This window comes from Williamsia sp. Y712 (genome assembly GCF_059445525.1).
The window spans coordinates 785,084-806,130 of the sequence record NZ_JCAIUN010000002.1 but is presented as its reverse complement, the minus strand read 5'-3'; the positions used below and the strand labels follow the sequence as shown (position 1 = coordinate 806,130).

Below are 21,047 nucleotides of genomic sequence, written 5' to 3'. Positions count from 1 at the left end.
CACGAACAGCAAAACCGGGCGTTTCAATTCCGAAACGTCGCTGAATTGCAATGTGACCATAGAAGGAAGTAACTCGTGGCTGTCAAGATCAAGCTCACCCGCCTCGGCAAGATCCGCAATCCCCAGTACCGCATCGTCGTCGCCGACTCGCGTACCCGCCGCAACGGCCGGGCCATCGAGACCATCGGTCGGTACCACCCTAAGGAAGAGCCTTCGCTCATCGAGATCGACACCGAGCGCGCGCAGTACTGGCTGGGAGTCGGCGCACAGCCGACCGAGCCCGTCGCCGCACTCCTGAAGATCACCGGTGACTGGCAGAAGCACAAGGGCCTGCCGGGCGCCGAGGGCACCCTGCGCGTTGCCGAGCCGAAGCCGTCGAAGGTGGATCTGTTCAACGCCGCGCTCGCCGCTGCCGACAACGCACCCGCTGCAGAGGCCACCACCCCGAAGAAGAAGGCCGCCAAGAAGGCCGACAGCAGCGCCGACGAGGCTGCAGCCGAGGCCCCCGCTTCTGAGGCAACCGACAAGTGAGTGTCGTTGTCGCTGACGCAGTCGAACATCTCGTTCGCGGCATCGTTGCCTTCCCGGATGACGTGCGCGTTGAGCTCGTCACCGGTCGGCGCGGACGTTTTGTCGAGGTTCACGTGAACCCGGAGGATCTGGGTAAGGTCATCGGCCGTAACGGTCGTACGGCCACCGCGTTGCGCACGCTTGTCACCGGTATCGGTGGCCGGGGTGTGCGGGTCGACATCGTCGACACCGATCGCTGATCGGTAGTAGACACATGGATCTGGTTGTCGGCCGCGTAGCCAAAACGCACGGCGTGCGCGGTGAATTGGTGGTCGACGTCCGGACCGATGAACCCGGCGAACGCTTTGCCGTCGGCAGCGTCCTTCGTGGACGCAAGTCGACCGGCAAGAACACGTTTGTCGAGAACAACTACACGGTGACGGCCGCCCGGAATCATTCCGGGCGGCTGTTGCTGACCCTGGCGGAGGTCACCGACCGCGACACGGCCTCCGACATGCGCGGGACGCTCTTCCTCATCGACACCGACGATGTCTCCTCTGGTGACGACCCCGACGAGTTCTATGATCATGAGCTCCAAGGAGCCCCGGTCCGGACCGTGTCCGGCGACGATGTCGGTGTTGTCACCGACGTTCTTCACATGCCCGGTGGCGATCTGCTGTCGGTCACAACGACCGACGGCCGTGAAATCCTCATTCCGTTCGTGACGGCGATCGTCCCAACGGTGAGTCCCGATCTCATCGAGATCGACCCCCCTGACGGCCTGCTGGATCCAGAGTGACCGAGGGGGCTTCACCGGCGGAGACGTCACAGCCGGCCCTTCGGATCGGCGTCGTCTCGATTTTCCCCGAGTACCTCGAGCCGATGCGAATGGCATTGCTCGGCAAGGCAATTGACCGGGGTATCCTCGCGCTCGACACATACAACCTCCGCGACTGGACCCACGACGTGCATCGGGCCGTCGATGATTCGCCCTATGGTGGCGGTCCCGGGATGGTCATGAAACCCACGGTGTGGGGTCCCTGCCTCGACGAGGTTTGTCCGGATGACGCCCTGTTGGTGGTGCCGACACCGGCCGGTGTCCCGTTCACCCAGGCGACGGCCCACGCCTGGAGCAAAGAACGGCATATCGTCTTTGCCTGCGGCCGCTACGAGGGCATCGACCAACGGGTCATCGATGATGCAGCCAAACGTGTTCGGGTCCAAGAAGTTTCGATCGGAGACTTCGTACTCATCGGTGGCGAGGTGGCCGTGATGGCCATGGTGGAGGCCACCGTCCGTCTCATCGACGGGGTTCTGGGCAATGCGAACTCGCATCAGCAGGATTCATTCTCTGACGGTTTGCTCGAAGGGCCGAGTTACACCCGGCCACCGTCGTGGCGGGGTCTGGACGTACCGCCGGTGTTGCTCAGTGGCGATCACGCCAAACAGGAACGCTGGCGCCGTGAGCAGTCCATCGAACGGACCCGTGCCCGTCGTCCCGATCTCCTGCCGCCCGATCTGCTGCCACCCGACCCGACGGAGTCCGGCGCGGGTTAGGATCTCCGCACACCATTGGGGGGTGGCGATGAGTACGGAATCCGCAAGGACAGTGGCGGTGAGCAAACGGGCATGGGATTCCCTGCTCGATGAAGTCGACCGGCAGCGGGCCCAACTGCGCGATGTCGAAGAACAACTGCGCACGATGACCGTCGAGGTGACCTCGACGGATCGACTGGTCACAGTGGTCACCAATGCCCGCGGCGCCCTGATCGACCTGCGTCTGGAACCCCTTGCGCTGCGCCGCTATCGCGCCGACCAGTTGTCGTCCCTGATCTGTGAACTCGCCGCAAGAGCAGATGGCGAACTTGCCGTCCAACGGAACCAGCTGACCGAGCAGATCGTCGAAAACCCGGGGCCGCACTATCGGGATCTCGATGAGGTCGCCGCGCGGGAGGGGGCGTGATGGACGAGAGACCCGGCAGTGACCTGCTTGTCGACGACGCGGCACTGGCCGCCGCGGTACACCGGCTCGCCCCGGTGGTAGGGGAGGTCGAGGCGATCCTGGCAGAGGTCGATGCGATCGTCGGTGATCTCCGGCGCGACTGCTCCGGCCACCACACCGGTGCCGCGTTCGACTCGGCCCAGTCCGCGTTGGCCCGTGTGACCGAGGCGGAACTACGGGCTGTCCGGTCATCCGTCCTTGCCTTCAGTGCCAACCTCACCCGTGCCTCCGCCGAGTTCGGCGACGTGGACACCGCGGCTGCCGACGCGCTCGGAACCCGGCAATGCTGAGTGGTCCCGTTGCTGCGGTGCTGGAAAAGCTTTGGCCGGCAACAGATCCGGATCGAATTGATCTCGCCGCCGAGCGGTTTTCGGCGTTGGCGCAGCGCCTCTCAGAAGTGCAGGTCATCCTCGATGATGCGGCCCGTGAGATCGCGGCGACCGGTGACGGACATGCGGTGATCGCGATGACGGAGCAGGCCCGCCGCATCGTCGACATCGACCTGACCACCGTGATCGACCGTCTGGCCCACCATGCCACCACCACGCACGCCTACGGTGATGCGGTCGCCGAGACGCAGGAACGGCTCACCGTCGTCGCGGCGATCGCCGATCGAGACCTGCTGGCAGGTCAGGTTGTGGCGACCGCGACCGGCGACACCACCAGGCTGTCGGGTGCACATGACGCGGCGGCCCGGGTGATGACTGCGGCCGCCGGACAACTCGACTGGCGAACCCGAGAGATCACCGACGACCTGGCATCGAAGAGTGATTCCGAACGCGGCGAAAACCAGTCCGGCGCCGGGGGAGCCCCGATGATGGCCCCGATGGGTGGGGCCATGGCCGGCGCGTTGGCCGGCGGGATGGCGCATGCGGGCGCAGGCCATCGATCGGACCACGATGTCGCCGACATCGATCTGGCGATGCTGCGCTCCCGGGCAGCTCACCTGGCCGCTGTCCAGCCACCGGAGGTGGCGCCATGGATCCGGCTTGCGGTCGGCCTGGGTGCGGCAGGCGACGGCCGCCACGTCGTGGTGGTCGGGACCAGTGAACTGGGTGGATACCTGCGTCCGGGTACGTCGCTGGAATCACACGAGGTCGTGGTGGGCGATGGGCGCGCACCCGAACTCGCGATCATGAGCTACTTCACCGACCGCGACATCGAGCCGTTGGCGGTCTGTGCCGCCACGCCACCGCCTCCTGACGTTGCCGCCGAGATCGCCGAGAGCGGAGCCCAGAATCTCGGCGTCGGCGACGGCAGCGACGAGGACTCCGGGCAGTGACCGCGCATCGCATCGATGTGCTCGGATCAGGCGTCGCGGCTCTGGTCGATAGTGTCGAACCGCGGCAGGTGAGTCGGGCCGGCCTGATCCTGACCGTTACCGCGCTCGATGCCGCGGCGGTTCCGACCGATGGCGTGATCACCGCTGTATTGACCGATTGGCGAGCGAATCGGCCGGTCGGGCCGGCCCACCGACTGTCGGTCGGATCGATGCGAGCCCGACTGGATGGGGCCGCGTTGTCGGCTGGGCATGCGGGGCGGATGTCGGAATACCGGACGGAGTTCAGCCGGGCACGTGCCGTCGCGGCCCTCGAGTTCGGAATCGCCGGCAAAGGGCGCGATGGCCTGCGGGAACTCGTCTGCGAGGCGTGTGCCGCGACCGGTTCGACCGTTTTGGTCGCAAATGTCCTTCGCGATCACATCGAGGGATAACCTCTTCGAATGGCCCACTGGTTCCAGGAGAACATCGTCGACAACGGGCGACTACCGCTGTTCGTGGCGTATGTCGGATTCATCCTGGGCTTTCTCGGGATCCGAATCAGTGTCCGGCTGATCCGCGCCGAGGTCAGCTGGTGGTTCAACAACGTGACTCCGGGCGGGATGCACATTCACCACGTCGTGTTCGGGACCGTGCTCACGATGATCTCGGGCCTGGGCCTGATCTCGATGTCGATCAACGGTTCGCAGGTGGTGCTGTCGATCTTCGCCGGGCTGTTCGGAATCGGGGCGGCGCTGGTACTCGACGAGTTCGCGCTCATCTTCTATCTGAGAGATGTGTACTGGGCCGAAGAGGGCCGGGCGTCGATCGATGCGGTATTTGTTGCCCTCGCGGTCATGGGCCTTTTGCTGATGGGTTTTCGCCCCTTCGAGATCGACGACGCCGACACCGGCGATGTCGTGTCGTTGGTCGCATTGGGCGTCTCCCTGGTTGTTGTCGCGGTACTGACCGGCATCGTTCTGCTCAAGGGCAAGATCTGGACCGGGTTGATCGGGCTGTTCATCTTCCCGTTGCTGATCATCGGATCGATCCGGTTGGCTCGTCCGACTTCTCCGTGGGCGCGGTGGCGTTACACCAAGCGCGAGAAGAAGATGGCTGCGGCGGTACGCCGGGAACGCCGCATTCGGCGCCCGCTGATCCGGGCCAAGATCTTCATGCAGGACCTGATGGCCGGAAAACCGGACGTCGCACACGCCAAGGCCGGAGCTGAGGCCGAACTCGATGTGGTGGTCCATGCCGCGCCGGCACCAGGGGAGTCGGGCGAGTTGGTGCTGACCAAGGCGATTTCTCACGGGCGGGGTCCTTCTGGCACAATTGACCAGTTGCCGATCGACGGTCAGCCACCAGGTTCTCCTGTTCGCTGATCTGTCGCGGAGACAAACGAATCAGAGCACGAACCAGTCGAGCCGCAAGGCCGCTAGGTTCCTCTGCTCACGCCGACAGGATTGGACCGACAATATGAACACTCTGGATTTCTTGGACAACAAGTCCCTGCGCGACGACATCCCCGACTTCCGTCCGGGTGACACCCTCAATGTTCACGTCAAGGTGATCGAGGGCTCGAAAGAACGCGTTCAGGTCTTCAAGGGTGTTGTCATCCGTCGTCAGGGTGGTGGCGTCCGCGAAACCTTCACGGTTCGCAAGGTGTCGTTCGGTGTCGGCGTCGAGCGCACCTTCCCGGTTCACAGCCCGAACCTGGCCAAGCTCGAGATCCTGACCCGCGGTGACGTTCGTCGTGCGAAGCTCTACTACCTCCGCGACCTGCGTGGCAAGGCCGCGAAGATCAAAGAAAAGCGCTGACACACTAGGCTTGCGGCGTGGTCGACACCCCCCGCACTCCTGACGGTTCGCATCCTTACGGAAACGAACCCGCCAGCGACATTCCGTCCGAATCGGATGACTCCCCGCGCCCCTGGCGCAGCCTGGACGATGGTGATGGCCGTAAGCCCAAGAAAAAGGGCTCTCTGCTTCGCGAAACCGTCATCATCATCGTCTGTGTGCTGCTGCTCACCTGGGTGCTGCAGACATTCATCGGGCGGCAGTATGTGATTCCTTCGGAATCTATGCAGCCAACTCTCACCGGATGCGACGGTTGCACCAACGATCGCATCGTGATCGACAAGCTGTCCTATCGCTTCGGTGATCCCGAGCCAGGGGATGTTGTCGTCTTCAAGGCGCCGACATCGTCGTGGGATCTGGGATGGAAATCCCCTCGGTCATCGAACACCTTGGTCCGCGGCTCTCAGAACGCATTGTCGTGGTTCGGCTTCGCGCCGCCCGACGAGAACAATCTGGTCAAGCGTGTGATCGCGGTCGGCGGCCAGCGCATCGAGTGCCACAATGCCGATGGCACCGGCGCCAAGGTCGACGGCAAGCCCTTGGTCGAGCCGTACATCGACCTGGAGCTGCAGCGCAAGAACGCAGAGCTCCGGCCTGCGGAACTCCTGGACGCCAATGGCGAACTCAACTCGTGCTTCGGTCCCGATTTCGGTCCGCTCGATGTACCTGAGGGACAGGTCTGGGTCATGGGCGACAATCGGGGCAATTCCGCCGACTCTCGTTACCACATGGATGACCAGTTGCACGGCATGGTTCCGGTTGATGACATTCGCGGCAAAGTCCGCTTGATCATCTACCCGTTCTCCCGCTTCGGCAGCGTAGAGTCCATCAACCCGCAGAAGTAACGATGTCCGCGGCAACGAAGTGGCCACCCCGGGTGGCGATTCGACGAGCGGCCGGCCTTCGGACTTTCGAGGCCGCCCTCAATCGCAGTGGACTCGGGCCGGTCGCCGGGGTCGATGAGGCCGGTCGCGGAGCCTGTGCGGGCCCGCTGGTCGTGGCGGCCTGTGTTCTCAAGCCGACTCAGCTGGTTTCGCTCGCGGGACTTGATGATTCGAAGAAATTGAGTGAGTCGACCAGGGAAAAGCTGTACAAGTCGGTGACCCGTCATGCGTTGGCGTGGTCGGCCGTGATCGTCGATGCCGATGAGATTGACCGGATCGGGATCCACGTGGCCAATATCGAGGGCATGCGACGGGCTGTGGCAGGTCTGCCGGTCAGCCCCGGATACGTGCTATCCGATGGCTTTCTGGTGCCCGGTCTGACCGCTCCCTCACTTCCGGTGATCGGCGGCGACGGGGCAGCGGCCTGTATTGCCGCCGCCAGCATCATCGCAAAGGTCACCAGGGACCGGATCATGGTCGCCATGGATCGTGAGCTTCCCGGGTATGGATTTGCGGTCCACAAGGGATACAGCACGCAGATGCACATGAGCTGTCTTGATGACCTGGGGCCGTCGGACCAGCATCGGATGTCGTATCGCAATGTGCGGATGCGCGTCCGCGTGCCCTGATAGTTGTCCTCGGTGCCCTGATAGTTGTCCTCGGTGCACAGTGAGGTGGTGCGGGCGCGTTACCCTTACAGGATGAGCGCCGAGGATCTCGAGAAGTATGAAACCGAGATGGAACTGTCCCTGTACCGCGAATACAAGGACATCGTCGGTCAATTCACCTACGTGGTTGAGACCGAACGACGGTTCTATCTCGCCAATGCGGTGGATATGGTGCCCCGCAACGCCGACGGAGAGGTCTACTTCGAAGTCCGCATGAGCGACGCCTGGGTGTGGGACATGTACCGTCCGGCCCGCTTTGTGAAGCAGGTGCGGGTGATCACGTTCAAGGACGTCAACATCGAAGAACTCGAGAAGCAGGATCTGCGGCTGCCCGAGGATGGGGTTCTGGGCGACTAGTCGGGGGATTTCTCGCACGGCGTCTGCGGGATATGCTGTCGCACAAAGGATGAACTCAGGAGGAGATCACCGACCGGGAGCCGTCTGAGACGAGCAGCGCCTGATCGTCGGCGAGCAGACGGAGCGTGAATTGCTTGCCGTAGCGGCGGGCGACCTCCTCGATGACCGCGCGACCCGACACGATTCCTTCGGCGTGCGGCACGATGACCTCATCGATCCAGCCGAGCCCCACGGTCGAGCGCAATCCGCTCGCTTCGGTCGGGTCGTCGAGCAGGCCGAGCGGTTCGATGTCGGCGCCGACAACGCAGGCGCCCGCGCTCACACCGATATACGGAAGACCTGCACGGACGTGTTCGGTGAGCACGTCGGCGAAGCCGGTGCGCCGCATCGCCGCGAGTAGGTGGAAGACGTTGCCGCCGGAGACGAAAACGGCGTCGACGGAGGTCAGCGCATCCTTGATGTCGGTCGCCGGCATTGTCTCGATGTCGAGTTCGGTCGTTTCCCAGCCCTGACCGCTCAATGTTGCGCGGTCGAAATCCACCCAGCCGCGGTCGGTGTAGATCGATGACGCCGTCGGGACGAAGCCGATGCGTGCGCCTGGTTTGGTCCGGGGCGTCAGGAATCCGGGGACGGCGTCCAGCCATCGACTGACCAGCAATAGTTCGGCCATGTCACCAGCCTGCCACAACTGCGTCGGACAGTCCGCCCTGAGATCTCCTGTGGCGCAACGGGTGAACTGGGTTCATCGGAAGGCCCGCAGCATCGCTGTTCAGTGCTGCCGGATTGCCGGAGGTGGGTTGGGTATCGCAGTTGGTATCGCGCGACTTTGTGATGGGTGAACTCATCGCGGAGGCGTAGCTCAAGTAGCCCCGACTTTCCACAGTTCGGTTCTGTGTCCACAGGAGAGGATTCTGTGGCCGGTTTTTCGGTGGTGTGCCGGTGGTGGTCGTCATGGTTGGTTCATGAATCAGTCGGGAGATCATTCGGGTCGCGATGGCGCGAGGCTGTCGCGTCGTGAGGTCGGGCAGTTGGGTGAGGATCTGGCCGTCCGGTTTTTGGAAGATGCGGGCTGGGTGGTGGTGGCTCGCAATTGGCGTTGTCGCTACGGCGAGTTGGATGTGATCGCTGTTGACGGCATCGCGTTGGTGGTGGTGGAGGTCAAGGCGCGGACGGGGTCGTTGTTCGCTGATGCCGCCGAAGCGGTGTCGTTCGAGAAGTACAAGCGGATGCGGCGGCTGGCGGCGCTGTGGTTGCGCGAGCAGGACCGGGGATGGCCGGTGGTGCGTTTCGACGTGATCGCCGTGCAGTTGAATTCGGCGGACCAGCCGACGTTTTCGCATCTGCGTGGGGTGTTCTGAGGTGAAGCTCGGTCGGGTGAGGTCGGTGGCCCTGAGCGGTGTCGAGGGGGTCGTGGTCGAGATCGAGGCGTCGATCGGGCAGGGGTTGCCGGGGGTGCATCTGGTGGGTTTGGGGGATGCGGCCTTGAAGGAGGCCAAGGATCGGGTACGGGCGGCGATCACCAATACCGCGGCAGCAAACAAGGGTTCTGCCGATGAGTCCGGTGGTGCGGCGCAGAAATGGCCGGAGGGGCGGATCACGTTGGCGTTGTCGCCTGCGACGCTGCCGAAAGCTGGCTCGATCTTTGATCTCGGACTGGCGCTTGCGGTGTTGGCCGCGAATTCCGACAAGCCGTCGGCGTTGTTGGAGAAGTCGGTGTTCATCGGAGAGTTGGCCCTTGATGGGCGGGTGCGGCCGGTGCGGGGTGTATTACCGGCGGTGGTCGCGGCGCGTAAGGCGGGGTTCGCGTATGTGGTTGTGCCGCTGGCGAATGTCGCAGAGGCGACGCTGGTCTCGGGGATCGAGGTGGGTGGGGCGGCACACCTGCGGGAGGTGTTGGGGTGGCTGCGGGGTGCGAATGTGCTGGACACGGTGTGTGAAACGGTGCAGCGCGCGTCGGCGTCGGTGTCTCCGGATCTGTGCGATGTGGTGGGTCAGGATGAGGCGCGGTATGCGATGGAAATCGCGGCCGCCGGTGCCCATCATCTGTTGCTGACGGGTCCGCCGGGGATCGGGAAGACGATGTTGGCGCGTCGGTTGCCGGGGATTCTGCCGCCGTTGGGGGAGTCGGAGGCGTTGGAGGTCACCGCGATCCATTCGATTGCCGGTGGTCTGCCGGAGCATCATCCGTTGGTGACCGAGGCGCCGTTCATTGCGCCACATCATTCGACGACGGTGACGGCGATGATCGGTGGCGGGACGGGGATGGCCAAACCGGGTGCGGTGTCTCGGGCACATCGGGGAGTTCTCTTTCTGGATGAATGTGCCGAACTCGGGGTGAAGGTGCTCGAAACCCTGCGAACACCGTTGGAAGACGGTGAGGTTCGGGTCGCCCGCCGTGACGGGGTGGCGCGATTCCCGGCTCGGTTCCAGCTCGTCCTGGCCGCAAACCCCTGTCCCTGCGCGCCCGCCAACGATGTGGACTGCGTGTGCTCACCAACAGCCCGCCGCCGTTATCTGGGGAAGTTGTCCGGTCCGCTGATGGACCGGGTGGACATCAGGGTCCGGATGGATCCGCCCGGCAACGCCGCGCTGACCGCCGGTGCCGCTGAAACGAGCGCCGAGGTCCGTGAGCGGGTGATCGCGGCCCGCGGCGCGGCCCGGGAACGATGGCGTGGACAAGGCTGGCAGACGAACTCGGAAGTACCCGGTTCGGTGCTGCGGCGAGGGGAGTTCCGGCTGCCGCCAGACGTGACCCGTCCGATCGAACTTTTCCTGCGAGACGGTCGCATCACCGCCCGGGGGGCCGATCGCGCGTTGAGACTTGCTTGGACGCTCGCCGATCTGGCCGGCGCGGGCGAGCCGTCGGAAGACCATGTGGCACAGGCACTGATGTTCCGTGACCGCGGATACAACTGAGGGGGAGTAGTGCTCGACGAACACCAGCGGCGGGACTGGGCATATCTGGCCGCCGTTGCCGAACCACCCAGCGCGGCGCTGCGTACGTTGATTGCCGACGTCGGGGTGAGCGAGGCGGCAAAGGCCGTTGCCACCAGGGTGATCCCGCCGAAACACGCTGAGGTGCTTCGGCTGACCGAAGCGCGGTTCGGCGTCAACACCGCCGCTGCAGACCTCGAGACGGCGGCGCGACTCGGTGGCCGGTTGGTGACACCGGACGACACCGAATGGCCGGGTTGGCAACTGCTGACCCTGAGCAAGGCCGACACCGCCGCGAAAGGCGGCGAACCGCTGGCCTTGTGGGTGCGAGGACCAGTCGAACTCGACGGGGCCGTCGACCGATCGATCGCAATCGTTGGGTCGCGCGCGGCGTCGGGATACGGCGAGCATGTCACCGGGTTGATGTCGAATGGGCTGGCCGCCGAGAGCTGGACCGTGGTGTCGGGCGGCGCGTACGGGATCGACGGCGTTGCGCACCGCAACGTGCTTGCCTCCGGAGGTCTCACCATCGCGGTACTGGCCTGCGGCATCGATCGCGATTATCCGGCGGGTCACGCGCGGTTGTTGTCCGAGATCGCCCGCACCGGAATGGTGATCAGTGAGTACGCGCCCGGTACCACCGCAGCCAAACATCGGTTCCTCACCCGGAACCGACTGGTGGCCGCCTTGTCGTCGGCAGTCGTAGTTGTCGAGGCCGGTCACCGCAGCGGTGCGGCGAACACCGCCGCCTGGGCCCGCAAGCTCGGGACACCACTTGGCGCTGTACCCGGACCGGTCACCTCGGCGACGTCGGTGGGTTGCCACCGGATGATTGCCGACGGTGTTGCGCAGCTGGTGACCGACTCGCGTGACGTCCTACGCCTCGCGCAGCCGGAAGGTGCAGATGCCGTTGCGCCAGAGGCCGGTCCGCTCGGCCGCCGCACCGACAACCTCGATGCCGACCAGTTGCGGGTCTACGACGCCGTTCCGGCTTCCGGATCCCTGACGATCGGCGAGATCTCGTTCGCGTGCGGACTCGATGTGCGGCAGGTCCGATCGGCGCTGGCGGTCCTCGAGGCCCGAGGGATGCTCAACACCGACGGTTCGGGCTGGAGGTTGGCTCGGGATGGGTGACGTGCAGATCTCACGGTGTCTTCGGGACGCCGGTGACCTTGCCGATGATCAAGTCGGACAGCGCTGTTGGTAGCAACCCGACCAACGGGGCCGAGATCTTGTTCGCTGCACCCACCACGTAGCGGGCGCGGGGACGGGTGGCCGTCAGCGCCGACTCGATCGATGCCGCCACCATCTCGGCCGGTACTGCAGCCTTCTGCGCCGACGAGATCGTCTTGCGATATCCGTTGATGTGTTTGGTGTACAGCTTTCGGTCCGCATCCGAGAGTTCGGTGAGGCTGTTGTCCAGCGTGGACTCGGCGTCACGCCAGATATCGGTATCGGTCTGCCCGGGTTCGATCAAGACAACCCGAACATGCCAGGGCCGCAACTCGATTCGCAGCGCGTCTGCCAGCCCTTCGAGAGCGAACTTGGATGCGTTGTATGCCCCGGTCATCGGCGTCGCGATCCGTCCGCTGACCGACGACACGAAAATCACCCGGCCCCGCGCTGCCCGCAGGCGCGGCATAACGGCCTGCGTCACCGCATGCTGACCGACTACGTTCACCTCCATCTGATGACGCAGTTGCTCCGGTGAAATGGTCTCGACCGGACCACCCACGACGATTCCGGCGTTGTCGACCACGGCATCGAGACGGTCGGGCAGAACGTCGTTCAACGCGTGGATCTGTCCACCATCGGTGACGTCGAGTGTGGTAGCGCCGGACATGTGTGATCCACACTACTTAGGGTTACCTATTTTCGGGTACGGTGGAGCGGGTGGCTGGAGCCGGCCTGACGAAGACCGTCGGCCCACCCGCCTTTGACGAGAGGACGTATGCGTGGCGAAGCGCGAAAACACGATGACGGTTCAGCGAACCGAGCAACTCACACCCCATCTGGTGCGGGTGTACCTCGGGGGCGCCGGATTCGACGACTTCCAGGCGAACGACGACACCGACATGTACATCAAGTTCATGTTTCCGGCAGAGGAAGCGGAGGCCACCAAACCACGCGGACTGCAACGGATTCGAGCCAAGCTTCACGGTGATGAGCCGACGATCCTGCGTACCTACACAGTCCGGCGGGTCGACCATGCCGCACGTGAGATCGCGGTGGACTTCGTTGTCCACGGCGAGGCGGGCATCGCCGGTCCCTGGGCTGCCGCGGCCCAGCCCGGCGAGGAGATCCGGTTTTTCGGGCCGGGCAGCGGTTACCGCCCGAAGACGGACGTCGACTGGCATTTGCTCGCTGCTGACGAAGCGGGACTCCCGGCGCTGGCAGCAGCCCTCGAGGTCATGCCCGACGGAACCGTCGTGAAGGCATTCATCGAGGTTGCCGGACCCGAAGACGAAGTCGACCTGATCGCCCCGGACACCGCCGAGATCGTCTGGCTGCACCGCGGCGTCGGTTCTGATGCGATCACCGATGAGCTGGGCGGGGCCAACGCCCCGATCGTCGCTGCGGTCCGGAACGCCGAGTGGCTGCCCGGTTCGGTGCAGGTGTTCATCCACGGCGAAGCCGAAGTCGTGATGCAGAATCTGCGCGGATACATCCGCAAAGAACGCGGAGTGCCTGCCGGCAACGCCTCGATCAGTGGTTATTGGCGACGCGGGCACACCGAAGAGGGCTTCCGTCAGTGGAAAGCGAGCCAGCGAACGCTCGAAGGCGCAAGCTAGCGCCGTCCCGATCCCGATGATGTGCGCTTTTGGCGAGCATTTGCCCAGGTCGGCATAACCAAAAGGGCACAATATCGGGGTTGGGGGTGTGGCGGCTTGCGACCGTCGGCGCAGATCGATTGGCTGAGCGGGTGAGCGCATCGATCATCGAGGACTACAAGAGCTATCTGCAGCTCGAATGCGGGCACAGCGAGCACACCGTGCGTGCCTACCTCGGTGACATCCGTTCGCTGATCAGCTTTGCCGGTGTTCGCGGCCTGGCGCCCTCGGCGATCGACCTGGCAACCCTACGAGCGTGGCTCGCGGCCCACAGCAAAGGTGGCGCCGCCCGGACGACCATCGCGCGACAGGCCTCATCGGCCAAGCGATTCACCGCGTGGGCCACCCGCGAAGGCATCCTGGCAGTCGACCCCGGCACCCGTCTGCAGGCACCCAAGGCGCACCGCACATTGCCCGGTGTCCTCAGCGCCGATCAGGCGACGGCCGCACTCACCCCGGCGGCGCCCGACCACGATCCCGACGATCCGGTCGCGCAACGCGATCAGCTCATCGTGGAATTGTTGTACGCCACCGGAATTCGAGTCGGGGAACTCTGTGGCCTCGACATCGACGACGTCGATCGTTCCCGGAACGTGCTGCGTGTCATCGGTAAGGGCAACAAAGAACGAACGGTGCCGTTCGGCACCCCGGCCGCCGCTGCCATCGATCGGTGGCTGCGAGTGGGCCGCCCGGCGCTGGCCCAACCCAAAGCCAGTCATGCGCTGCTGGTCGGGTCGAAAGGGGGACGGCTCGATCAGCGGATGGCCCGGACCGTCGTCCACAAAGTGCTGGGGGCTCTGCCCGATGCGCCGGATCTCGGTCCGCACGGCTTGCGGCACAGTGCCGCCACGCACCTGTTGGAAGGCGGCGCCGACCTGCGGGTCGTGCAAGAACTCCTCGGTCACGCCAGCCTGGCGACCACGCAGCTCTATACGCACGTCAGCGTCGAACGCCTGCGAAAAGTGCACGACCAGGCACATCCGAGAGCGTGAGACCGGTCAACCGTCACCCGGCTGCAGCGGCTTGAGTCGTACCCGGACCAGTCCGAGCAGGGCCAGGGGATCGAGGTACACCGCCGACGCCCCGGCCCCGCGGCGTGCGCCCCAGTGCAGGCAACCCCGCAGGCATTCGGCATGTCCGGACTCGAGGACCCCGATCGGCGACCCGCGGCCGACAACGGTCCCGGCCCGCACCGAGCCGGTCACCGGTTCGTAGGTGGTCAACAACCCGTCGGAATGCCGGATCGACACCACCGGTTTGCCCGCGACCTGACCCGAGAAGTGCACCACCCCAGCGCCTGCCGATCTGACAACCGCACCGGGCGAGGCCGCCAGGTCCACACCCCGATGTCCGGGGAGCCAGCGCTGCGGCGGTGGTTCGAATCGGCGCAGTACCGATGGCACCGGGGACAGCGGCCAGCTGTAGGCCTGATCGCTGCCGACGGCCGGAGCTGCGCCCGCAAGCGGCGCCGAGGGCGCGTTCAGCAGCGAGAAAATGACCAGCGCGGCGATCATCGACGTTGATGCTCGACGCAGTCGCCGCCGGAAGGCCATACTGAAGATGCTGACCGGTGATGGGGGATCGGGCCAGGTCAGGGAAGTGTCTGGGGAGTACGCGGTTGATCATCCACAGTTGCGCAGGGGGACTTGACAATCAGCGGCACGTGACGTGGAGAGGCGATTTCTCCTAGAGGCCCGGCGCGCGTAGACTCATATGGCGCTCTCGCCTCGGTGGGAGTGACTTCGCGCGCCTGCGGTCGGCTGACGTCAGTCCGTCCGACACGGGGTGTGGGCAGTCCTTCTTTGACAGAGGGTTCCACACCTGACAGGTGCCAGGGTCGGCGACCAACCGGATGCCGACGTCAAACTGCACATGAAAGTGAACACATGGCTGTCGTAACCATGAAGCAGCTGCTGGACAGCGGCGCTCATTTCGGGCATCAGACCCGTCGTTGGAATCCCAAGATGAAGCGATTCATCTTCACCGATCGCAACGGCATCTACATCATCGACTTGCAGCAGACGCTGACCTACATCGACAAGGCGTACGAGTTCGTCAAGGAGACGGTTGCCCACGGTGGCACCATCCTCTTCGTCGGTACCAAGAAGCAGGCTCAGGAATCCATCGCCGCAGAGGCCACCCGCGTCGGCATGCCGTACGTGAACCAGCGCTGGCTCGGCGGCATGCTCACCAACTTCTCGACCGTCCACAAGCGCCTTCTGCGCCTGAAGGACCTCGAGGCAATGGAGCAGACCGGTGGCTTCGAAGGCCGCACCAAGAAGGAAATCCTCATGCTCACGCGTGAGATGACCAAATTGGATCGCACCCTCGGTGGTATCCGGGACATGGCCAAGGTTCCGTCGGCCATCTGGGTCGTCGACACCAACAAGGAGCACCTGGCTGTCTCCGAGGCTCGCAAGCTGAACATCCCGGTCATCGCGATCCTGGACACCAACTGCGACCCCGACCTGGTCGACTACCCGATCCCGGGTAACGACGACGCAATCCGCTCGGCAGCGCTGCTGACCCACGTGATCGCTGCTGCGGTTGCCGAAGGTGTGCAGTCACGCGCCGGACAGGGTTCGTCCGACACCAAGCCTGAGAACGCAGCCGGCGAGCCCCTCGCCGAGTGGGAGCAGGAACTGCTGACGGAGGCCACCGCCCCCGCCGCAGAAGCTCCGGCAGCAGAAGCTCCGGCAGCCGAGGCTCCCGCCGCTGACGCGGAAACCCCTGCTCAGGCCTGATCCACTTCTGGTCCAACAACTTCCAGAATCATTCGACAACAGGAGGCTCGCCCACCCATGGCGAACTACACCGCCGCTGACGTCAAGCGGCTCCGCGAACTGACCGGTTCGGGAATGCTCGATTGCAAAAACGCTCTGGCCGCCAATGATGGCGATCTCGACAAGGCCGTCGAAGAGCTGCGGATCAAGGGTGCCAAGGACGTCGGCAAGCGCGCCGAGCGGTCCACGGCCGAAGGTCTGATCGCAGCGAAAGACGGCGCGATGATCGAGATCAACTCTGAGACCGACTTCGTTGCGAAGAACGATGAGTTCCAGGCCCTCGCGGCCCAGGTTCTCGACGCTGCGGTTGCCGCGAAGACGTCCGACGTGGAGGTCCTCAAGGCCGCCAAGGTCGGCGACGGCACGGTCGACGAGCTCGTTCAGGCGCTTGCTGCCAAGATCGGCGAGAAGCTGGTCCTGCGCCGTGTCGCCTACCACGGTGGCAAGGTTGCCTCGTACCTGCACAAGCGCGCGTCGGATCTGCCGCCGTCCGTTGGTGTCCTGGTCGAGTACACCGGTGACTCCGATGCTGCTGCAGAGGCCGCTCGCGGCGCTGCGATGCAGGTCGCCGCACTCAAGGCCAAGTACGCAACCCGTGACGAGGTCCCCGAGGATGTGGTCGCTTCCGAGCGTCGCATCGCCGAGCAGACCGCTCGCGAGGAGGGCAAGCCCGAGGCTGCGCTCTCCAAGATCGTCGAAGGTCGCGTCAACGGTTTCTACAAGGACGTCGTCCTCGTCGATCAGGCTTCGGTCACGGATTCGAAGAAGACCGTCAAGGCTGTTCTCGAAGAGGCGGGCGCTCAAGTAGTGTCGTTCACCCGTTTCGAGGTCGGACAGGCCTGATTTTTGTGCAAGGAACCCCGTGCGAATCCTTTGATTCGCCGGGGTTCTTTTGTGCAATGGTCCCGATACGATCGAGCCCGACGCAGATCACCCAGATGTAGATCACAAAGTGACGGGCGTCAGAATTAGTCTGACGCACACCGGCACAACGAAGGGACACCCCACATGACCGAGGACATCACGCCCGAGCGCACCGGATTCAAGCGCGTGCTTCTCAAGCTCGGTGGCGAGATGTTCGGCGGCGGCAAGGTCGGGCTCGATCCCGATGTTGTCTCGACCGTTGCCGACCAGATTGCCGAAGTGGTCAATTCGGGTGTCCAGGTGGCAGTTGTCATCGGTGGTGGCAACTTCTTCCGCGGCGCCGAGCTGCAACAGCGGGGCCTCGAGCGCTCACGTTCCGATTACATGGGCATGCTCGGTACGGTCATGAATTGCCTTGCGCTGCAAGACTTCCTGGAGAAGCGCGGCATCGTCACGCGTGTGCAGACCGCCATCACCATGGGTCAGGTCGCCGAGCCCTACATTCCGTTGCGCGCCGAGCGACACCTCGAGAAGGGCCGCGTCGTCATCTTCGGCGCCGGCATGGGCATGCCCTATTTCTCCACCGATACCACCGCCGCGCAGCGCGCCCTCGAGATCAAGGCCGAGGTCGTGCTGATGGCCAAGGGCGTCGACGGTGTCTACTCCGCCGATCCGCGGGTCGACCCCGACGCCACGCTCTACCGCGAGATCACGCACCGCGAGGTCATCGAAAAGGGCCTCAAGGTTGCAGACGCGACAGCCTTCAGCCTGTGTATGGACAACCAGATGCCGATGCTGGTGTTCAATTTGCTGGAGCAGGGGAACATTGCCCGAGCGGTCGCAGGTGAGAAGATCGGAACACTGGTCAGCACCTGACCGGTCGCCATACCCACAAAGCACGAGCACACGACAACGGAGGACACCATGATCGACGACGCGCTCCTGGACGCCGAGGAAAAAATGGAAAAAGCTGTCGGTGTCGCGCGCGACGACATGGGCTCGGTCCGGACCGGACGCGCCAATCCGGCGATGTTCAACCGGGTCACCATCGACTACTACGGTTCGACGACCCCGATCACGCAGGTTGCTTCCATCAACACCACCGAAGCGCGCATGGTGGTCATCAAGCCGTATGAGGCCAGCACGTTGGGGCCCATCGAGACCTCCATCCGCAATTCCGACCTGGGTGTGAACCCGACCAATGATGGCAACATCATTCGGATCTCGATTCCACAGCTGACCGAAGAGCGCCGCCGCGAGCTCGTCAAACAGGTCAAGTCGAAGGGTGAGGACGCCAAGGTCTCCATCCGCAACGTGCGCCGCAAGGCCGTCGATGAGCTCAAGCGCATCCAAAAAGACGGCGAAGCCGGTGAAGACGATGTGACGCGGGCCGAGAAAGATCTCGACAAGACCACCTCGTCATACGTCACCCAGATCGATGAGCTGGTCAAGCACAAGGAAGCGGAACTGCTTGAGGTCTGAGTCACCGTTTGGTGACGTACCTCTGGCGGTGACTGAAGGAGCAGGGCATCAGGTGACCGATACGAATCGGCCGCAGGGCACACCAGGTCCGCAGCCCAAGGGCTCCACTTCCCGCGCGGGACGTGACCTACCGGCTGCCATCGGTGTGGGCGGCACACTCGGTGTGTCGCTGATCCTGATCCTCATCTTCATACCCGAGGTGTGGTTCCCCGTGGTCGCCGTGGCCATCGGCGTCGCGAGCTGGGAAGTCACCAAGCGGCTGCGTGAGAACGGCATCAACGTCGCATTGATCCCGATCCTGGTCGGCGGTCAGGCCATGATGTGGGTGAGCTGGCCATGGGGTGTCACGGCGTCGATCGTCGCGCTGGCCGCGACGGTGCTGGTGTCGATGATCTGGAAGTTGTTGGCGCAGGGGCTGAACTCCGCGCCCGAGAACTACCTGCAAGATCTTGCCGGCACCACGCTGGTGCTGTGTTGGCTCCCGCTGATGGGCTCGTTCGGTGCGTCGATGGTCCTCGAGGACAACGGCGCCGCCCGGGTGTTCACCCTGATGATCGTGGTGGTCTGCTCGGACGTCGGCGGCTACGTGTTCGGTGTGCTGCTGGGCAAGCATCCGATGGCACCTGCCATCAGTCCCAAGAAGTCGTGGGAGGGTTTGGTCGGTTCCCTGGTCTTCGGCATCGTCGGGTCGATCTTGACCATCGTGTTCGTCGTGGACGCGCAATGGTGGATCGGTTTGATCCTCGGACCGGTACTGGTCGTCTGCGCCACGCTCGGCGACCTTGTCGAATCACAGGTCAAGCGCGATCTCGGGATCAAGGACATGGGAACACTGTTGCCCGGTCACGGCGGCATCATGGACCGCCTCGATTCGCTGTTGCCTTCCGCTTTTGTGGTCTGGGCAATCCTGGGCGCCCTGCTCTAGTCGTAGCCAGGGACGCCCGGGATTCAGAACTGTCGGGAACTCAGGGTTGCGCCCTCTTGACGGCCCGGCGGACCTGCAACATCCGCAGGCTGCCGACAATCGCGGTGATGACCGCGCCCAGGATGGCCGCGATCAGCAAGCTGACCCCGAGGGGCAGGTTGACCGTCCAGAAGAACAAGTCGATGCTCTGCTTGTCGAGATTCTGCACGATGAACACCAGCAACATCAGGGTGATGACCGCGCCGACGATCAGGCCGACCCAGGCGGCGCGGGTACGGGTGTGCTTCACATCGTCGAGGGCCTGGCGCCGAAGTTCGTCCCGGTGATCGGCGACGGGCACGTCGCCTCCGACCGGGTTGGTTTCCGGTGGCGTCTGGTCCGGGTTCTCATAACCCGCGGGTTCCTGCGGATATCCATCTGTCGGCTGCGTCATATGTCCATAGTCCTCTGACTGTCGCCCGACGACAATCACAGTCGTGAAATTGGCATCTGCGGCGGATCTACGTCACGCTTTAACCATGACAGTTCCGATTCCGCTGGTGTTTGACGCGCCCAAACGCGGCATGCCTCCACAACACCTTGCAGATCTGGACGCCGCAGGACGTGTTGCGGCGGTCGCCAAACTCGGCCTCCCGAAGTTCCGCGCGGACCAGCTGGCCCGTCAGTACTACTCGCGGCTCAACGCCGATCCCGCCGAGATGACCGATCTACCTGCGGCGATGCGCGAACCGGTGGGACAGGCGCTGTTTCCGAAGCTGATGACCGTGGTCCGGCACATCGCCTGCGACGACAACACCACCCGCAAGACACTGTGGCGGCTGCACGACGGAACCCTGCTCGAATCGGTACTGATGCGTTACACCGACCGCACCACGCTCTGCATCTCGAGTCAGGCCGGCTGCGGCATGGCCTGCCCGTTCTGTGCCACCGGGCAGGGCGGCCTGGACCGCAACCTGTCGACCGCCGAGATCGTCGATCAGGTCCGGTCTGCGGCCCGTGCGATGCGTGATGGGGAGCTGGGCGAGCCCGGCCGCCTGTCCAATGTGGTGTTCATGGGCATGGGTGAGCCGCTGGCCAACTACAAGCGTGTGATCGACGCCGTCCGGAAGATCACCTCGCCCGCACCCGACGGTCTGGGTATCTCCCAGCGGTCGGTGACGGTGTCCACGGTGGGCCTGGCCCCGGCGATCCGCCGGATGGCCGATGAAGGCCTCACCGTCACCCTCGCGGTGTCCCTGCACACCCCGGACGACGAACTGCGCGACACCCTGGTCCCGGTGAACAACCGGTGGTCGGTGAAAGAGGTGCTCGACGCCGCGCGCTACTACGCGGACAGCACCGGTCGCCGGGTCTCGATCGAATACGCCCTCATCCGCGACATCAACGACCAGCCCTGGCGTGCCGACATGCTCGGCGACAAGCTGCGCAAGGCCCTCGGCCCGCTGGTGCACGTGAACCTGATCCCGCTCAACCCGACACCGGGTTCGCAGTGGGATGCCAGCCCCAAGCCCGCCGAGCGCGAGTTCGTCAGACGTGTCCTCGCCCAGGGTGTGTCGTGCACGGTTCGCGACACCCGGGGCCAGGAGATCGCCGCAGCCTGTGGGCAGTTGGCGGCCGAAGAGAAGTAGTCGCTGGGGCATCCGGCCCGCCCGGATGCAACCGAGCTGCATCCGGGCTGCAATGTCCGGG

28 protein-coding genes are annotated in these 21,047 nt (G+C 64.4%); 24 read left to right on the top strand and 4 right to left on the bottom strand.

Annotated features, from left to right (window positions below; translation table 11 throughout):
* Positions 1-75 precede the first annotated feature (75 nt).
* The 13 genes from rpsP (at position 76) to AC1D75_RS18550 (ending at position 7,539) form a co-directional block, all read left to right on the top strand.
* A complete protein-coding gene (gene rpsP / locus AC1D75_RS18610) occupies positions 76-531 on the top strand; it encodes a 30S ribosomal protein S16 (RefSeq protein WP_495516778.1) in 456 nt (151 codons plus the stop codon).
* Positions 528-770: an RNA-binding protein gene (locus AC1D75_RS18605; protein ID WP_482139001.1), complete on the top strand. Its 243-nt coding sequence runs from the start codon at positions 528-530 to the stop codon at positions 768-770. The genes rpsP and AC1D75_RS18605 overlap by 4 nt, the downstream gene beginning before the upstream one ends.
* Before the next feature lie 14 nt (positions 771-784).
* The gene (gene rimM, locus AC1D75_RS18600) at positions 785-1,309 is read left to right on the top strand and encodes a ribosome maturation factor RimM (RefSeq protein ID WP_495516777.1); all 525 of its coding nucleotides are present in this window, start codon (positions 785-787) and stop codon (positions 1,307-1,309) included.
* Complete coding sequence (gene trmD, locus AC1D75_RS18595; protein ID WP_495516776.1) at positions 1,306-2,067, top strand: tRNA (guanosine(37)-N1)-methyltransferase TrmD; 762 nt, start codon at positions 1,306-1,308, stop codon at positions 2,065-2,067. The genes rimM and trmD overlap by 4 nt, the downstream gene beginning before the upstream one ends.
* 58 nt (positions 2,068-2,125) lie before the next feature.
* The gene (locus tag AC1D75_RS18590) at positions 2,126-2,473 is read left to right on the top strand and encodes a YbaB/EbfC family nucleoid-associated protein (protein WP_495516775.1); all 348 of its coding nucleotides are present in this window, start codon (positions 2,126-2,128) and stop codon (positions 2,471-2,473) included.
* Positions 2,473-2,802, top strand: coding sequence for a hypothetical protein (locus tag AC1D75_RS18585; protein ID WP_495516774.1), 330 nt, complete (start codon positions 2,473-2,475; stop codon positions 2,800-2,802). The genes AC1D75_RS18590 and AC1D75_RS18585 overlap by 1 nt, the downstream gene beginning before the upstream one ends.
* Positions 2,796-3,794: a hypothetical protein gene (locus AC1D75_RS18580; protein WP_495516773.1), complete on the top strand. Its 999-nt coding sequence runs from the start codon at positions 2,796-2,798 to the stop codon at positions 3,792-3,794. The genes AC1D75_RS18585 and AC1D75_RS18580 overlap by 7 nt, the downstream gene beginning before the upstream one ends.
* Positions 3,791-4,225 (top strand): hypothetical protein, encoded by a 435-nt coding sequence (locus AC1D75_RS18575; RefSeq protein WP_495516772.1) that lies wholly within the window; start codon positions 3,791-3,793, stop codon positions 4,223-4,225. The genes AC1D75_RS18580 and AC1D75_RS18575 overlap by 4 nt, the downstream gene beginning before the upstream one ends.
* Before the next feature lie 9 nt (positions 4,226-4,234).
* Positions 4,235-5,155 (top strand): hypothetical protein, encoded by a 921-nt coding sequence (locus tag AC1D75_RS18570; protein ID WP_495516771.1) that lies wholly within the window; start codon positions 4,235-4,237, stop codon positions 5,153-5,155.
* Positions 5,156-5,249: 94 nt separating this feature from the next.
* Entirely contained in the window at positions 5,250-5,591 is a 342-nt protein-coding gene (rplS, locus tag AC1D75_RS18565) for a 50S ribosomal protein L19 (RefSeq protein ID WP_495516770.1), read from the top strand.
* Between the two features lie 17 nt (positions 5,592-5,608).
* Positions 5,609-6,475 carry a signal peptidase I gene (gene lepB / locus AC1D75_RS18560; RefSeq protein WP_495516769.1) on the top strand — a complete coding sequence of 289 codons (867 nt, stop codon included), beginning with the start codon at positions 5,609-5,611 and terminating at the stop codon, positions 6,473-6,475.
* A 2-nt stretch (positions 6,476-6,477) separates the two neighbouring features.
* Positions 6,478-7,143, top strand: coding sequence for a ribonuclease HII (locus AC1D75_RS18555; RefSeq protein ID WP_495516768.1), 666 nt, complete (start codon positions 6,478-6,480; stop codon positions 7,141-7,143).
* A gap of 72 nt (positions 7,144-7,215) precedes the next feature.
* A complete protein-coding gene (locus tag AC1D75_RS18550) occupies positions 7,216-7,539 on the top strand; it encodes a DUF2469 domain-containing protein (protein ID WP_020107290.1) in 324 nt (107 codons plus the stop codon).
* A gap of 55 nt (positions 7,540-7,594) precedes the next feature.
* Here the strand turns inward: AC1D75_RS18550 and AC1D75_RS18545 are convergent, their stop codons facing one another.
* On the bottom strand, positions 7,595-8,209 hold the full coding sequence (locus tag AC1D75_RS18545; protein WP_495516767.1) for a Type 1 glutamine amidotransferase-like domain-containing protein: 615 nt from the start codon (positions 8,207-8,209) through the stop codon (positions 7,595-7,597).
* Between the two features lie 292 nt (positions 8,210-8,501).
* Here AC1D75_RS18545 and AC1D75_RS18540 point away from each other — a divergent pair, with 292 nt between their 5' ends.
* From AC1D75_RS18540 to dprA, 3 genes are read left to right on the top strand one after another with little or no spacing between them, the layout of a single operon-like run.
* On the top strand, positions 8,502-8,897 hold the full coding sequence (locus tag AC1D75_RS18540) for a YraN family protein (RefSeq protein WP_495516766.1): 396 nt from the start codon (positions 8,502-8,504) through the stop codon (positions 8,895-8,897).
* Position 8,898: 1 nt separating this feature from the next.
* Positions 8,899-10,455 (top strand): YifB family Mg chelatase-like AAA ATPase, encoded by a 1,557-nt coding sequence (locus AC1D75_RS18535; RefSeq protein WP_495516765.1) that lies wholly within the window; start codon positions 8,899-8,901, stop codon positions 10,453-10,455.
* A 9-nt stretch (positions 10,456-10,464) separates the two neighbouring features.
* Positions 10,465-11,607 carry a DNA-processing protein DprA gene (gene dprA / locus AC1D75_RS18530; protein WP_495516764.1) on the top strand — a complete coding sequence of 381 codons (1,143 nt, stop codon included), beginning with the start codon at positions 10,465-10,467 and terminating at the stop codon, positions 11,605-11,607.
* 10 nt (positions 11,608-11,617) lie between these two features.
* Here dprA and AC1D75_RS18525 read toward each other — a convergent pair whose 3' ends face one another.
* Positions 11,618-12,316 carry an SDR family NAD(P)-dependent oxidoreductase gene (locus tag AC1D75_RS18525; protein WP_495516763.1) on the bottom strand — a complete coding sequence of 233 codons (699 nt, stop codon included), beginning with the start codon at positions 12,314-12,316 and terminating at the stop codon, positions 11,618-11,620.
* A 112-nt stretch (positions 12,317-12,428) separates the two neighbouring features.
* On the opposite strand from AC1D75_RS18525, the gene AC1D75_RS18520 reads away from it, so the two are divergent.
* Entirely contained in the window at positions 12,429-13,265 is an 837-nt protein-coding gene (locus AC1D75_RS18520) for a siderophore-interacting protein (protein WP_495516762.1), read from the top strand.
* 131 nt (positions 13,266-13,396) lie between these two features.
* Complete coding sequence (locus AC1D75_RS18515) at positions 13,397-14,296, top strand: tyrosine recombinase XerC (protein WP_495516761.1); 900 nt, start codon at positions 13,397-13,399, stop codon at positions 14,294-14,296.
* 6 nt (positions 14,297-14,302) lie between these two features.
* Here AC1D75_RS18515 and AC1D75_RS18510 read toward each other — a convergent pair whose 3' ends face one another.
* Positions 14,303-14,857 (bottom strand): M23 family metallopeptidase, encoded by a 555-nt coding sequence (locus AC1D75_RS18510; RefSeq protein ID WP_495516760.1) that lies wholly within the window; start codon positions 14,855-14,857, stop codon positions 14,303-14,305.
* 333 nt (positions 14,858-15,190) lie between these two features.
* On the opposite strand from AC1D75_RS18510, the gene rpsB reads away from it, so the two are divergent.
* From rpsB to AC1D75_RS18485, 5 genes are all read left to right on the top strand, one after another.
* Positions 15,191-16,048 carry a 30S ribosomal protein S2 gene (rpsB, locus tag AC1D75_RS18505; RefSeq protein ID WP_495516759.1) on the top strand — a complete coding sequence of 286 codons (858 nt, stop codon included), beginning with the start codon at positions 15,191-15,193 and terminating at the stop codon, positions 16,046-16,048.
* 57 nt (positions 16,049-16,105) lie between these two features.
* Positions 16,106-16,930: a translation elongation factor Ts gene (gene tsf / locus AC1D75_RS18500; protein ID WP_495516758.1), complete on the top strand. Its 825-nt coding sequence runs from the start codon at positions 16,106-16,108 to the stop codon at positions 16,928-16,930.
* Positions 16,931-17,095: 165 nt separating this feature from the next.
* A complete protein-coding gene (gene pyrH, locus AC1D75_RS18495) occupies positions 17,096-17,827 on the top strand; it encodes a UMP kinase (protein ID WP_495516757.1) in 732 nt (243 codons plus the stop codon).
* Between the two features lie 48 nt (positions 17,828-17,875).
* Entirely contained in the window at positions 17,876-18,433 is a 558-nt protein-coding gene (gene frr, locus AC1D75_RS18490; protein ID WP_495516756.1) for a ribosome recycling factor, read from the top strand.
* Complete coding sequence (locus AC1D75_RS18485) at positions 18,390-19,358, top strand: phosphatidate cytidylyltransferase (protein ID WP_495516755.1); 969 nt, start codon at positions 18,390-18,392, stop codon at positions 19,356-19,358. Before frr ends, AC1D75_RS18485 begins: the two co-directional genes overlap by 44 nt.
* Before the next feature lie 40 nt (positions 19,359-19,398).
* Here the strand turns inward: AC1D75_RS18485 and AC1D75_RS18480 are convergent, their stop codons facing one another.
* On the bottom strand, positions 19,399-19,791 hold the full coding sequence (locus tag AC1D75_RS18480) for a LapA family protein (RefSeq protein ID WP_495516754.1): 393 nt from the start codon (positions 19,789-19,791) through the stop codon (positions 19,399-19,401).
* An 85-nt stretch (positions 19,792-19,876) separates the two neighbouring features.
* Here AC1D75_RS18480 and rlmN point away from each other — a divergent pair, with 85 nt between their 5' ends.
* Positions 19,877-20,986 carry a dual-specificity RNA methyltransferase RlmN gene (gene rlmN / locus AC1D75_RS18475; RefSeq protein WP_495516753.1) on the top strand — a complete coding sequence of 370 codons (1,110 nt, stop codon included), beginning with the start codon at positions 19,877-19,879 and terminating at the stop codon, positions 20,984-20,986.
* Positions 20,987-21,047: the final 61 nt, after the last annotated feature.